This window comes from Pseudomonas sp. FW305-96, from assembly GCF_058783825.1.
In genome coordinates this window covers 102,983-116,013 of record NZ_JBYSYW010000007.1, presented here as the reverse complement: position 1 = coordinate 116,013, position 13,031 = coordinate 102,983, and the positions used below count along the sequence as shown (strand labels likewise).

The window sequence follows — 13,031 nt, the reverse complement described above, 5'->3', positions numbered from 1 at the left end:
ACAAAGCCTTCCTTCACCTGATGATCCTGGATGGGGCCTATCGCCCTTCCATCAGCCACTGCGGAATCCGCCGTTCCAGGTAGTACTCCGGATTGCGCAGGCTGCCCTCGACGAACCCCACATGCCCACCCCGGCTGTGCAGTTCGAACTGCGTCTGCGCCGCCAGCTCACTGGCATCGGGCAAGCTGTGGCCAAACACGAACGGATCATCGTTGGCGTGGATGATCAGCGTCGGTGTGCGGTTCTCGCCCAGGTAGTAGCGGCTGGAGGCGCGCCGGTAGTAGTCATGGGCATCGCTGAAGCCATTGAGGGGCGCGGTCACCTTGCCATCGAAGTCCCAGAACGTGCGCAGGTTGCGCAGCGGGCCCAGGCGTTCGAGGGTGGCCAGCCCTTCATGGTGGCCCTTGTCGCGGAAGTGCTGTTGCTTGTCCTGCACGTAGGCCAGCATCTGGCGCATGAAATGCGCCTGGTAGACCTTCGAGAAACCCAGGCCGATACGGTCGGCGCACTGGTCCAGGCGAAACGGCACCGACACCGCTACCGCTGCCTCCAGCTGGCTGGCCGCGCCGCTTTCACCCAGGTACTTGAGCAGCACATTGCCGCCCAGCGAATAGCCCACGGCATACAGCGGCGCCAGCGGCCGCTGCGCCCGCAGGTGACGGATGGTTTCGGCCAGGTCTTCGCTGGCCCCGGAATGGTAGCTGCGCGCCAATAGGTTGGGTTCGCCCGAGCAGCCGCGCCAGTTCACCGCGACACTGGCCCAGCTGCGTGCCTGCAGGGCCAGTTGCAGGCCTTTGACATACGGCGAATTGGACGACCCGGTCAGGCCGTGGAGTACCAGCACCAAGGGCGCATCGGCCTGGTGCGGGCCGTGCCAGTCGAGGTCGAGAAAATCGCCGTCCGCCAGCCATAGACGCTCGCGATTGCGCGGCAGGTCCGGGAGCTTGCGCCAGAGTGGCCCCCACAATGTCTGCAAGTGGGGGTTGGACAGGCCGGCGGCCGGGCGGAAGGTGGCGGTGAGGCTGGGCATGCTGAGCGGCTCGTGATGTGCCTGCCTAGAGTGCCATGAAACACCGCCCTCGCGCCTGTGCTATTGGTCGCCAGCCGCGCGCCGCCACAGGGCGTAATGCACCTGGCCGGTCTTCTTCTCGCGGTGCAGGCGCCAGTTGCCTGGCATTGGCAGCGAAGAGGGCACGGCTTCGCTTTCGGTATAGATCCACGCCTGCTCGCGCAGCCACTGGCCCTGCTCCAGCAGGTGGCAGGTATTGGCCAGCAGGTCCTGGTGGAACGGCGGATCGAGAAACACCACGTCGAACTGCTGCTTGGCCGAGCCTTGCAGGTAGCGCAGGGCGTCGGTCTGCAGGATCTGCCCACGCGGGCAGCGCAGCACTTCAAGGTTTTCCTTGAGGTTGGCGATGGCCGTAGGGTTGCTGTCCAGCGCCACGGCATCCTTCGCGCCACGGGACAGGGCTTCAAGCACCAGCGCGCCACTGCCGGTGAAGGCATCGAGCACAAGGGCGCCTTGGATGTAGGGGGCCAGCCAGTTGAACAAAGTTTCACGCACGCGATCAGGGGTTGGCCGCAGGCCTTCGCCTTCCGGCACGGCCAGGCGGCGGCTGCGCCATTCGCCGGCGATGATGCGCAACTGGCCGGGGCCCTTGCTGGCGCCCGAGGCCGGGCGCGCGGGAGTGTTGGGTCTTGCCATTAGTGCTCCGGTACGCCGAGCGGCTGCTCGGCGGGTTTGTCAGTGGGGGCCGGCAGCGGTTGCTGCGCCACCTTCGGGCCGACGGTGACGATCACCAGCTTGTCCGCCGCGAGATGCTTGTTCATGGCGGCCTTGACCTGCTCGACGCTCAGTGCCTGGGACTGCTGCATGAAGTCCTCCAGCCAGCTCAGCGGCAGGTTGTAGAAGCCGATCGCGCCCAGCTGGCCGACAATGCTGGCGTTGCTGGCATTGGACAGCGGGAAGCTGCCGGCCAGCTCGCGCTTGGCATCGTCCAGTTCCCGCTGGGTCGGGCCGCTCTTCAGGTAGTCGGCCAGGATATCCTGGACCAGCTTGAGCGTGCCCTCGCTGAGTTCGGCGCGGGTCTGCAGGTTGATCATGAACGGGCCGCGCACCTGCATCGGGCTGAAGACCGAGTACACGCCGTATGTCAGGCCGCGTTTCTCGCGAACCTCGCTCATCAGGCGGGTGCCGAAGGCGCCACCGCCGAGGATCTGGTTGCCCAGCGACAGGGCCGGCCAGTCCGGGTCGTTGCGGTCGATGCCCAGCTCGGCCAGCATCAGGTGAGTCTGCTTGGACGGGAAGTCGATATGCGTAATCCCCGGCTTGGGCTCGACCGGTTGCTCCGGCTTGGCCAGTGCAGCGCCCTTGGGCAGGCCGGCAGAGACCTGCGCGGCGATGGCCTCGGCTTCGCCGCGGCTGAGGTCGCCGACCAGGGCGATCACCGCGTTGCCGGCGGCGTAAGCCTTGCCGTGGAAAGTGCGCAGCTGGGCCAGGGTGATGCCTGGAATGGACTCGGCGGTACCGTCGCTGGGGCTGGCATAGGGGTGCTGGCCATAGAGATTGGCGAACAGCGTCTTGCCGGCAATCTTGCCCGGGTTCTGCTTCTCGTACTCGAAGCCCGCCAGCAACTGGTTCTTGATGCGCTTGAGGGCGTCCTCGGGGAAGGTCGGCTGGCCCACCACCTCGGTGAACAGTTTCAACGCCGGCTCGCGTTTTTCCGTGGCGCTGAGGCTGCGCAGCGAGGCCACGGCCATGTCGCGGTAGGAGCCGTTGCCGAAGTCGGCGCCCAGGCCTTCGAAGCCTTCGGCAATGGCGGTGACGTCCTTGCCGGCCACGCCCTCGTTGAGCATGGCGTTGGTCAGAGTGGCCAGGCCTGGGGTGCCGCCGTCCTGGCTGCTGCCGGCGGCGAAGGTCACGCGCAGGTCGAACATCGGCAACTCGCGGGCCTCGACGAACAGCACCCGGGCGCCTTCGGCAGTGGTCCAGTGCTGGATGTTCAACTGGCGTCGGCTGGGGGCCTTGCCGTCCAGTTCGGCCAGCGATTGCAGGGTGTTGGCCGGGCGGGCCGCGGCGTCGGCCTGGCTTTGGCTGTCGGACTGGGCAGGGCGCGCCAGCAGCGCGGCGATGGCCACCACCAGCACGATGATCGCCAGGCCGAACAGGGTGTAACGGGGTGCGCTGCGATCACTCATGAGCGGACTCCTCGGGCAGTACATGGGCAACGCTCAGGCGTTCGCGGGTGAAATAGGTGCGGGCGGCGGCCTGGATGTCCTCCGGGGTCACGCGCTTGAGGTCGTCGAGTTCGCTGTCGATCAGCTTCCAGGACAGGCCGACCGTTTCCAGTTGCCCGATGGTGGTGGCCTGGCTGCTGATCGAGTCGCGGTCGTAGACCAGGCCGGCGATCACCTGGGCGCGTACGCGCTCGAGCTCTTCGGCGGTCGGTGGCGTGGTCTTGAGCTCGTCGAGCAACTGCCAGATGCCTTTCTCTACTTCGGCCAGGGTCTTGTGTTTCTGCACGTTGGGGGTGGCCGAGATCATGAACAGGCTGTCGCCGCGGGTGAAGGCGTTGTAGCTGGAGGAGGCACCGGCCACCAATTCCTGGCCGCGCTCCAGGCGTGCCGGCATGCGGGCGCTATAGCCGCCGTCGAGCAGGGCCGAGATCAGCCGCAGGGCGTTGACGCTGCGCGGGTCCTTGGCGGTGGCCAGGGCCGGGACATTGAAGCCGTAGATCAGGCTGGGCAGTTGCGTGCGCAGGTGCAGGGTGAGCAGGCGCTGGCCCGGCTCGGCCAGTTCCAGCGGCAGTTTGCTCGGCGGCACGGCGCGTTTGGGGATGGGGCCGAAGTACTTCTGCGCCAAGGCCCTGACCTCGTCTGGCTTGACGTCGCCGACCACCACCAGGGTGGCGTTGTTCGGGGCGTACCAGGACTCGTACCAATGACGCAACTCCTCGACCTTCATGCGCTCGAGGTCGGCCATCCAGCCGATGGTCGGCGTGTGGTAGCCGCTGGCCGGGTAGGCCATGGCGCGGAACAGCTCGAAGGCCTTGGCATTGGGCTGGTCGTCGGTGCGCAGGCGGCGCTCTTCCTTGATCACCTCGATCTCGCGGCTGAATTCGTCGGCTGGCAGGCGCAGGCTGGCCAAGCGGTCGGCTTCGAGCTCCAGGGCCACCGGCAGGCGATCGCGGGCCAGCACCTGGTAGTAGGCGGTGTAGTCGTCGCTGGTGAAGGCGTTTTCCTCGGCGCCGAGATCGCGCAGGATGCGCGAGGCCTCGCCGGGGCCGATCTTGGCGCTGCCCTTGAACATCATGTGTTCCAGGGCATGGGACAGGCCGGTCTGGCCCGGCGTCTCGTAGCTGGAACCGACCTTGTACCAGATCTGCGAAACCACCACCGGCGCCCGGTGGTCCTCGCGCACGACCACTTTCAGGCCGTTATCGAGGATGAATTCGTGGGTGGGTTGCACATCGGCGGCGAAAGCCGCCAGCGGCAGGCACAGCGTGCCGAGCAACAGGCCAGCGGCGCGGCGGGCTAGAGCATTCATACGGTGTTCAACCTGTTCGGCGGCCCGCTTGGGTTTAGCGTCGGCGGGCCAGGAGGTGCTAGGATACTGATCCGGTTGCCTGGCGACCATGCCTGTCGCCGTTCTGGCCTGCAGGCCCTTACGACAAAACGTTGCGCATGAACCCGCTGGCTTCACAGTAGTCTGTTCTGCGTGAGTTAAGAATTCCCGATGCGCCGCTGCTGGCCCATCGCTACCCTGAGATAGCCGTCTTCCATGTTTGGTTCCAACGACGACAAAAAAGCGCCGGCCGCGGCTGGCGAGAAGAAAGGCCTGTTCAGCTGGTTCCGCAAGAAGCCGGAACAAACTGCCGCCGAACAGCCGCAAGCCCCTGCACCGCAAGCGCCCGTCGAGCAGACCGCACCGGCTGCCGAGCCGTCGCAGGCACCTGTTCCTGAACCAGTGGTTGCCACGCCGCAGCCGGAGCCCGTGCCAGAGCCGGTGGTTGTAGCGCCGCAGCCGGAGCCCGTGCCAGAGCCGGTGGTTGCTGCACCGCAACCGGAGCTCGCTCCAGAGCCGGTGGTTGCAACGCTGCAACCGGTCGAGGTCGAAGTAACTGCGGCCCCGGTCAGCAACCTGGTCTTGCCTGTCGCTGAAGAGCCGGTGGCATTGGTCGAGGACCTGGAACCCAAGGCGCCGCCCGTCATCCCTGCCCGGCCGTCCGTCCAAACGGTAGCCGCTGCCATTGTCGCTCCAGCACCGGTTGTCGAAACCGCCCCGGTCGTTGTGCCGGCTCCAGTCGACCCTGAGCCTGTCGTCGTGGCGGCCGCCGAGCCGGCCAAACCTGGTTTCTTCGCCCGCCTCAAGCAGGGCCTGTCGAAAACCAGCGCCAGCATCGGCGAAGGCATGGCCAGCCTGTTCCTCGGCAAGAAGGTCATCGACGACGACCTGCTCGATGAAATCGAGACCCGGTTGCTGACCGCCGACGTCGGCGTCGAGGCCACCTCGACCATCGTCCAGAACCTGACCCAGAAAGTTGCCCGCAAGCAGTTGGCAGACGCCGATGCGCTGTACAAGTCGCTGCAGGAAGAACTGGCCGCGCTGCTGCGCCCGGTCGAGCAGCCGCTGAAGATCGAGGCGCAGAAAAAGCCCTACGTGATCCTTGTGGTTGGCGTGAACGGGGCTGGCAAGACCACCACCATCGGCAAGCTGGCGAAGAAGCTGCAGCTTGAGGGCAAGAAAGTCATGCTCGCGGCCGGCGACACCTTCCGCGCCGCCGCGGTAGAGCAGTTGCAGGTGTGGGGCGAGCGTAACCAGATCCCGGTGATTGCCCAGCACACCGGTGCCGACTCGGCTTCGGTGATCTTCGATGCGGTGCAGGCCGCCAAGGCCCGGAACGTCGATGTGCTGATCGCCGATACCGCTGGTCGTCTGCACACCAAGGACAACCTGATGGAAGAGCTGAAGAAGGTCCGTCGGGTCATGGGCAAGCTAGATGTCGAGGCGCCGCACGAGGTGCTGCTGGTGCTCGACGCCGGTACCGGGCAGAACGCCATCAGCCAGGCCAAGTATTTCAACCAGAGCGTCGAGCTGACCGGCCTGGCCCTGACCAAGCTGGATGGTACCGCCAAGGGCGGCGTGATCTTCGCCCTGGCCAAGCAGTTCAACATCCCGATCCGCTTCATCGGTGTGGGCGAGGGTATCGACGACCTGCGCACCTTCGAAGCCGAACCTTTCGTCAAGGCGCTGTTCGCCGAGCGTGAACCTTCATGATCCGATTCGAACAGGTAGCCAAGCGCTATCCCAACGGCCATGTCGGCCTGCACGAACTGAGCTTCCGGGCGCGTCGTGGCGAGTTCCTGTTCGTCACCGGTCATTCTGGCGCCGGCAAGAGCACCCTGCTGCGGCTGCTGCTGGCCATGGAGCGTCCGACCAGCGGCAAGCTGCTGCTGGCCGGGCAGGACCTGGGCCAGATCAGCAACGCGCAGATCCCGTTCCTGCGCCGGCAGATCGGCGTGGTGTTCCAGAACCACCAGTTGCTGTTTGACCGCACGGTGTTCAACAACATCGCCCTGCCGTTGCAGATTCTCGGGCTGTCCAAGGCCGAGATCGCCAAACGCGTCGACTCGGCGCTGGAGCGTGTGTCGCTGAGCGACAAGGGCGAACTGTTCCCGGCCGACCTGTCCACCGGCCAGCAACAGCGGGTCGGCATTGCCCGGGCCATCGTGCATCAGCCGGCCCTGCTGCTGGCGGATGAACCCACCGGTAACCTCGACCCGCGCCTGGCCGCCGAGATCATGGGCGTGTTCGAGGACATCAACCGCCTGGGCACCACGGTACTGATCGCCAGTCACGACCTGGCGCTGATCGCGCGCATGCGCCACCGCATGCTGACGCTGCAACGCGGCCGCTTGATCGGCGATGGGGAGGCCGGGCAATGAGCACCACACGTACACCAAAGGTTTCCGAGCGGGTCGCGCCGAAAGCCGCTGATCCGCAGCCATCGAAGAAAAAGCGTGGCGATCATGATGACGATGGTCCGGATTTGCGCAGCCTCCTGCACGCCTGGCTGGAAAGCCACCGTGCCAGCCTGGCCGACAGTTTGCGCCGCCTGGGCAAGCAGCCGATCGGCAGTTTCTTCACCTGCCTGGTGATGGCCGTGGCGCTGAGCATGCCCATGGGCCTGTCGTTGTTGCTCAAGAATGTCGAGAAACTCGGCGGCTCCTGGCAGCGCGCGGCGCAGATCTCGCTGTACCTCAAGCTCGATGCCAGCAGCCGCGATGGCGAGGCCCTGCGTGACGAGATCAAGGGCATGCCCGGCGTCGCCGAGGCGCAGTACGTCAGCCGCGAGCAGGCGCTGGAAGAGTTCCAGCAACAGTCGGGCCTGGGCGAGGCGCTGCGTGAACTGCCGGACAACCCACTGCCCGGCGTGGTGGTGGTGACCCCGACCGAGGTCGACAAGCCAGCCCTGGAAGCCTTGCGTCAGCGCCTCTCCGAGCTACCTCGCGTGGAAACGGCGCAGCTGGACCTGGTATGGGTCGAGCGCCTGGCGGCGATTCTCAAGCTGGGTGACCGGTTCGTCTTCGGCCTGGCGGTGATGCTGATTTCCGCGCTGCTGTTAGTAATCGGTAACACAATTCGTCTACATATCGAAAACCGCCGGGTCGAGATCGAAGTGATCAAGCTCGTCGGTGGCACCGACAGCTACGTACGGCGCCCTTTCCTGTACATGGGTGCCCTGTATGGACTGGGTGCGGGCGTGCTGGCCTGGGGCATCCTGGCGTTCGGCCTGAACTGGCTGAACGACGCGGTGGTCGGGCTTTCCGGCCTGTATGGCAGTGATTTCGCCCTGGGTGGCGTACCAGCCTCGGATGGACTTTCACTCTTGATCGGGGCGGTACTGTTGGGGTATATCGGTGCATGGATCGCAGTCGCTCGTCACCTGAACGAGCTTGCACCGCGATAAATGTTTCATGGCCAGTATTGACAAATTTTTCATTCTGGAACTTGTACAACGGTTCCTTGTCTATGCTGGCAGTGCCCAAAAGGCATGAGTCTGTAAGCCGGAGGTACTTGAATGACCAATTCGTTGCAACCTGCCTATGCCCTGGTTCCCGGTGCAAACCTGGAAGCCTATGTGCACACGGTCAACAGCATCCCCTTGCTGACGCCGGAGCAGGAGCGTGAACTGGCCGAGCGTCTCTATTACGAGCAGGATCTCGAGGCCGCTCGGCAAATGGTGATGGCCCACCTGCGTTTCGTCGTACACATCGCGCGTAGCTATGCGGGCTACGGGCTGGCCCAGGCCGACCTGATCCAAGAAGGCAACGTTGGCCTGATGAAGGCGGTAAAGCGCTTCAACCCGGAAATGGGCGTGCGTCTGGTGTCCTTCGCCGTGCACTGGATCAAGGCCGAGATCCACGAGTTCATCCTGCGCAACTGGCGCATCGTCAAGGTGGCCACCACCAAGGCCCAGCGCAAGCTGTTCTTCAACCTGCGCAGCCAGAAGAAACGCCTGGCCTGGTTGAACAATGACGAAGTGCATCGCGTTGCCGAGAGCCTGGGTGTCGAGCCGCGTGAAGTGCGCGAGATGGAAAGCCGCTTGAGCGGCCAGGACATGGCCTTCGATCCGGCGGCGGAAGCCGACGACGACAGCGCCTTCCAGTCGCCTGCGCACTACCTGGAAGACCACCGTTACAACCCGGCCGTGCAGCTGGAGGACGCTGACTGGAGCGACAACTCCACCAGCAACCTGCATGAAGCGCTGCAGGGCCTGGACGATCGCAGCCGCGACATCCTCTACCAGCGTTGGCTGGCCGAAGAAAAGGCCACGCTGCATGAGCTGGCAGAGAAGTACAGTGTGTCGGCCGAGCGTATTCGCCAGCTGGAGAAGAACGCGATGAACAAGGTCAAGGCATTGATCACGATCTGATCGGCGCCCTGGCTGGATTGAAAAGCCGCTGCTCTCGGAAGAGGCAGCGGCTTTTTTGTGTGTTGAAGCTGACTGGGGCGTGGGAGCGGGCTTTAACGCCTGCGCGAAGCATCCAGCTGCATCAGGTAGCTCGGCCCGCCCAACTGGCTCATCTGCCGGCGGATCCACCCCGCACGGCTTGCCACATAGGCGCTGGGGCGGCTGGCACTCCACTTGATCGGGCTTGGCAGCACGGCCGCGAGCTGTGCGGCCTGTTGTCGCGTCAGGCGGCTGGCATCCACGCCGAAGTGATAACGCGCCGCCGCCTGGGCACCGAACACGCCCTTGCCCCATTCGGCACTGTTCAGATACACCTCGAGTATCCGTTCCTTCGACCAGAACAACTCGATAAGGGCGGTGAACCAGGCTTCCAGCCCCTTGCGCAGCCAACTGCGCCCGGACCACAGGAACAGGTTCTTGGCCACCTGCTGGGTCAGCGTGCTGGCGCCACGCACTTTGCCGCCACGCTCGTTGTAAGCCAGCGCCGCCTGGATCGCAGGGATATCGAAGCCCCAGTGGCTGGCGAACTTCTGGTCTTCGCCGGCGATGACCGCCACCTTGAGCTCGTCGGAGATTTCCTCCCACGGCGTCCAGTCACGTTGCAGGTCGATCGGCTCGCCGCTGGCCCATGACTGCACCTTGCGCTCGACCATCAGCGCGGTGCCGGGCGGCGGCACCCAGCGCAACACCAGGACCACGGCGATGCTGCCAGCAGCGAACCAGAGCAGGACGCGGGAAAGGCGGCGAAGAAGGGATGACAGCATGGTGATGGCTTGGCCGGACCGTTGGAACGGGCCATTATACAGACCCCTCCCGAGGAGTCGTCCCATGCTTCGCAGCTTCCTGATGCTCGCCGCGTTCTTCGGCTTTACCGGCGTCGCCCTCGGCGCTTTCGCCGCCCATGGCTTGAAAAACCGTCTCAGCGCCGACTACCTGGCGATCTTCCATACCGGTGTCACCTACCAACTGGTGCATGCCCTGGCGATACTGGGCGTGGCGGTGCTGTCGGCGCACTTGCCCGGGCGCCTGGTTGGCTGGGCAGGTGGCTTGTTCGCCGTGGGTATCCTGCTGTTCTCCGGTAGCCTCTACGCCCTCACGCTCAGCGGCCTGGGCAAGCTCGGCATGATCACCCCGCTGGGCGGCCTGTGCTTCCTTGCTGGCTGGCTTTGCCTGGGGTTGGCCGCCTGGCGGCTGGGCTGACCGGTCGGTCCACAATCGCGACTAATGGCGTGTGTCGCCCTTGGGTTGCAGGGCGGATCGGGGCTAGAATGCGGGCCCCCAAAGAACAATGGTGGCCGTGCGCATGCGCATTCAACTGAACGGTGAACCTTACGAACTGCCCGCGGGCGAGAGCGTCGCGGCGCTGCTGGGCCGGCTGGAGCTGGCTGGCCGCCGGGTGGCGGTGGAACTGAACCTGGACATCGTGCCGCGCAGTCAGCATGAGAGCACGCAGCTCAAGGACGGCGACCAGGTCGAGGTGGTCCACGCCATCGGTGGCGGCTAACCGCCCTTGAAACCTCGCCAGCAAAGTCCCGCAATCTTCCCTGAGGAACAACGATGAGCAACGTTCGCAGCGACAAGCCCTTCATCCTGGCCGGGCGCACTTTCCAGTCGCGCCTGCTGGTCGGCACCGGCAAGTACCGGGACATGGAAGAAACCCGCCTGGCCACCGAGGCCTCGGGTGCCGAGATCGTCACCGTCGCCGTGCGCCGTACCAACCTGGGCCAGAACGCGGGTGAGCCGAACCTGCTCGACGTGCTGTCGCCAGACAAGTACACCATCCTGCCGAATACCGCCGGTTGCTTCGATGCGACGGAAGCGGTGCGCACCTGCCGCCTGGCCCGTGAACTGCTCGATGGCCGCAAGTCCCATGAGTCCAGGACGCTGGTGAAGCTGGAAGTGCTGGCCGACCAGAAAACCCTGTTCCCCAATGTGATCGAAACCCTCAAGGCCGCCGAAGTGCTGGTCAAGGAAGGTTTCGACGTGATGGTCTACACCAGCGATGACCCGATCATCGCCCGCCAGCTGGCCGAAGCCGGCTGCATCGCCGTCATGCCGCTGGCCGGCCTGATCGGCACCGGCCTTGGCATCTGCAACCCGTACAACCTGCAGATCATCCTGGAGGAATCCAAGGTGCCGGTGCTGGTCGATGCCGGCGTTGGTACCGCCTCCGACGCCACCATCGCCATGGAAATGGGTTGCGAAGCGGTGCTGATGAACTCGGCCATCGCCCATGCCCAGCAGCCCGTACTGATGGCCGAAGCCATGAAACACGCCATCGTTGCCGGTCGCATGGCCTACCTGGCCGGTCGCATGCCGAAAAAACTCTATGCCAGCGCCTCTTCGCCGCTGGATGGTCTGATCAAGTAAGAGCCCCTGATGACTGAATCGCAAGAAACGCCGATCTCCGAAGACGGCGAAACCCGCCCGCACCGCCGTATCAAGAGCTTCGTGATGCGCGCTGGGCGCATGACCGAAGGCCAGCAGCGCGGCCTGGACCAGGGCGGCCCGCAGTTCATCCTGCCGCTGGCCGACAGCCCGGTGGACTATGACCAGGTGTTCGGCCGTTCGGCACCGCGCACCCTGGAGATCGGCTTCGGCATGGGCCACTCGCTGCTGGAAATGGCTGCCGCATCGCCTGAGCTGGACTTCATTGGTGTCGAAGTGCACCGCCCGGGTGTCGGCGCGCTGCTCAATGGCGTGCTGACACAGGGGCTGAAGAACCTGCGGGTGTACGACTGCGATGCCATCGAAGTGCTCAACCGCTGCGTGGCGGACAACAGCCTTGACCGTCTAATGCTGTTCTTCCCCGATCCGTGGCACAAGGCGCGTCACCACAAGCGTCGGATCGTTCAGCTGGAGTTCGCCGAGCTGGTGCGCCGCAAACTCAAGCCCAGTGGCGTGTTCCACATGGCGACCGACTGGGAGCCCTATGCCGAGTACATGCTGGAAGTGATGAGCGCAGCGCCCGGCTATCGCAACCAAGCGGCTGATGGTACCTACGTGCCACGCCCGGAAGAACGTCCGATCACCAAGTTCGAGCGTCGCGGTGAGCGCCTTGGGCATGGGGTGTGGGATCTGAAGTTCGAGAAGGTGAGCTGAGCCGGGTTCGTTCCGTGCATCCCTTCGAACCTGCGAAATTGCAGGTACAAAAAAACCGCCTTGAGAAGGGCGGTTTTTTTATGTGGGCCTCGGGTTACGAAGCCTAGCCCACGAACATCACTGGAGACAGTCACAACTGGATCTTAGGATGGCCTCGAATACAGGTCAACCAAGGAAATATCCGGCATTACGTGTGACAGGACAGGTAACAGATCTGGTAAAGAGGTTCACGTAAGATCGATTTGCTCGCATGTGATTCATCCGGTGACGGGCCGGGAGCCCAAACGCCTTCTCGGCCCCTTCGACGTGACCTACGACTCGCGCCGGTGATATTTATCGAAGGGCCACCAACCTGGCCACTTCACTGGAGACAGTCACATGCTCTCCGAAGGTGTCGAAGTGCCGGTTAGACGCTGGAAGAATGGCCCAGCCAACACGGAGGCCAAGGCATATGAAGCGTTTGCTGAATACGCTGAGCCGCGTCTGGAAGTTCATTCGGATCCTGATCGTTTTCAGGACCGTCAGGGACTTCCTGCGTGATCACTTCGACGATGCCCATTAAGGGGTTAGTCGGGTGAGAAGCCGCCCTGGCCCGCCAGGGCGGCTTTTAGTGGACGCTCACCCCCGCCGATCAGCGACCACGCCGATCAAAACCAGCACCACCAGCAGCACCGGCGCCAGCGCATAGTTGTTGAACTGCCCCAGCCCCTTGACGATCCACGGCGTCGCATAGATCAGCGCCGCACCGCTGCCGATCATCACCAGCAGTGCCATGAACGGCACGCGCAGGGCGCCGGCCAGGCCGCCCAGGCGCCCCTCGACCCAGCCTTTGATATCGGTGCCGAACAGCACCAGCAGGCAGCCCACCAGGGCCAGCGAAATCTCCGAGAGGTTGCTGCGGCTCCAGCGGGAAACGGTCGAGAGCAGGTCAAGTACCAGGTCCATGGGTCATCC

At 64.5% G+C, this 13,031-nt stretch carries 15 protein-coding genes; 9 read left to right on the top strand and 6 right to left on the bottom strand.

From position 1 onward, the window contains the following. Positions 1 to 37 precede the first annotated feature (37 nt). Genes AC3WL2_RS07610 through AC3WL2_RS07595 form a run of 4 tightly spaced genes read right to left on the bottom strand, consistent with a single transcriptional unit; the run spans position 38 to position 4,546 of the window. Positions 38 to 1,030, bottom strand: coding sequence for a hydrolase (locus tag AC3WL2_RS07610; protein WP_102681792.1), 993 nt, complete (start codon positions 1,028 to 1,030; stop codon positions 38 to 40). A 60-nt stretch (positions 1,031 to 1,090) separates the two neighbouring features. Beyond that, positions 1,091 to 1,705 (bottom strand): 16S rRNA (guanine(966)-N(2))-methyltransferase RsmD, encoded by a 615-nt coding sequence (gene rsmD / locus AC3WL2_RS07605; RefSeq protein ID WP_102681791.1) that lies wholly within the window; start codon positions 1,703 to 1,705, stop codon positions 1,091 to 1,093. Further along, positions 1,705 to 3,198, bottom strand: coding sequence for a M16 family metallopeptidase (locus AC3WL2_RS07600; protein WP_102681790.1), 1,494 nt, complete (start codon positions 3,196 to 3,198; stop codon positions 1,705 to 1,707). Before AC3WL2_RS07600 ends, rsmD begins: the two co-directional genes overlap by 1 nt. Beyond that, the gene (locus tag AC3WL2_RS07595; protein WP_102681789.1) at positions 3,191 to 4,546 is read right to left on the bottom strand and encodes a M16 family metallopeptidase; all 1,356 of its coding nucleotides are present in this window, start codon (positions 4,544 to 4,546) and stop codon (positions 3,191 to 3,193) included. Before AC3WL2_RS07595 ends, AC3WL2_RS07600 begins: the two co-directional genes overlap by 8 nt. 234 nt (positions 4,547 to 4,780) lie before the next feature. Here AC3WL2_RS07595 and ftsY point away from each other — a divergent pair, with 234 nt between their 5' ends. The 4 genes from ftsY (at position 4,781) to rpoH (ending at position 8,936) form a co-directional block, all read left to right on the top strand. Then, positions 4,781 to 6,277, top strand: a complete 1,497-nt coding sequence (gene ftsY / locus AC3WL2_RS07590; protein WP_102690660.1) for a signal recognition particle-docking protein FtsY — start codon at positions 4,781 to 4,783, stop codon at positions 6,275 to 6,277. Next, entirely contained in the window at positions 6,274 to 6,945 is a 672-nt protein-coding gene (gene ftsE, locus AC3WL2_RS07585) for a cell division ATP-binding protein FtsE (protein WP_011531723.1), read from the top strand. The genes ftsY and ftsE overlap by 4 nt, the downstream gene beginning before the upstream one ends. Next, positions 6,942 to 7,970, top strand: a complete 1,029-nt coding sequence (gene ftsX / locus AC3WL2_RS07580) for a permease-like cell division protein FtsX (protein ID WP_102681787.1) — start codon at positions 6,942 to 6,944, stop codon at positions 7,968 to 7,970. The genes ftsE and ftsX overlap by 4 nt, the downstream gene beginning before the upstream one ends. Positions 7,971 to 8,081: 111 nt before the next feature. Further along, positions 8,082 to 8,936 carry an RNA polymerase sigma factor RpoH gene (rpoH, locus tag AC3WL2_RS07575; RefSeq protein ID WP_023630664.1) on the top strand — a complete coding sequence of 285 codons (855 nt, stop codon included), beginning with the start codon at positions 8,082 to 8,084 and terminating at the stop codon, positions 8,934 to 8,936. A 92-nt stretch (positions 8,937 to 9,028) separates the two neighbouring features. Here the strand turns inward: rpoH and mtgA are convergent, their stop codons facing one another. Continuing rightward, positions 9,029 to 9,739 (bottom strand): monofunctional biosynthetic peptidoglycan transglycosylase, encoded by a 711-nt coding sequence (mtgA, locus tag AC3WL2_RS07570; protein ID WP_102681786.1) that lies wholly within the window; start codon positions 9,737 to 9,739, stop codon positions 9,029 to 9,031. A gap of 64 nt (positions 9,740 to 9,803) precedes the next feature. On the opposite strand from mtgA, the gene AC3WL2_RS07565 reads away from it, so the two are divergent. The 5 genes from AC3WL2_RS07565 to AC3WL2_RS07545 all read left to right on the top strand — a co-directional run bounded on the left by AC3WL2_RS07565 (position 9,804) and on the right by AC3WL2_RS07545 (position 12,617). After that, positions 9,804 to 10,175, top strand: a complete 372-nt coding sequence (locus tag AC3WL2_RS07565; protein WP_094011016.1) for a DUF423 domain-containing protein — start codon at positions 9,804 to 9,806, stop codon at positions 10,173 to 10,175. Between the two features lie 103 nt (positions 10,176 to 10,278). Continuing rightward, complete coding sequence (gene thiS / locus AC3WL2_RS07560) at positions 10,279 to 10,479, top strand: sulfur carrier protein ThiS (RefSeq protein WP_038707614.1); 201 nt, start codon at positions 10,279 to 10,281, stop codon at positions 10,477 to 10,479. Positions 10,480 to 10,532: 53 nt separating this feature from the next. Then, on the top strand, positions 10,533 to 11,345 hold the full coding sequence (locus tag AC3WL2_RS07555) for a thiazole synthase (protein ID WP_046853827.1): 813 nt from the start codon (positions 10,533 to 10,535) through the stop codon (positions 11,343 to 11,345). Between the two features lie 9 nt (positions 11,346 to 11,354). After that, positions 11,355 to 12,077 (top strand): tRNA (guanosine(46)-N7)-methyltransferase TrmB, encoded by a 723-nt coding sequence (gene trmB / locus AC3WL2_RS07550; protein WP_102681785.1) that lies wholly within the window; start codon positions 11,355 to 11,357, stop codon positions 12,075 to 12,077. 378 nt (positions 12,078 to 12,455) lie between these two features. Next, positions 12,456 to 12,617, top strand: a complete 162-nt coding sequence (locus AC3WL2_RS07545; RefSeq protein WP_158247497.1) for a hypothetical protein — start codon at positions 12,456 to 12,458, stop codon at positions 12,615 to 12,617. Between the two features lie 78 nt (positions 12,618 to 12,695). On the opposite strand, the gene AC3WL2_RS07540 is transcribed toward AC3WL2_RS07545, so the two are convergent. Continuing rightward, a complete protein-coding gene (locus AC3WL2_RS07540) occupies positions 12,696 to 13,022 on the bottom strand; it encodes a DUF3392 family protein (RefSeq protein WP_011531731.1) in 327 nt (108 codons plus the stop codon). Positions 13,023 to 13,031: the final 9 nt, after the last annotated feature.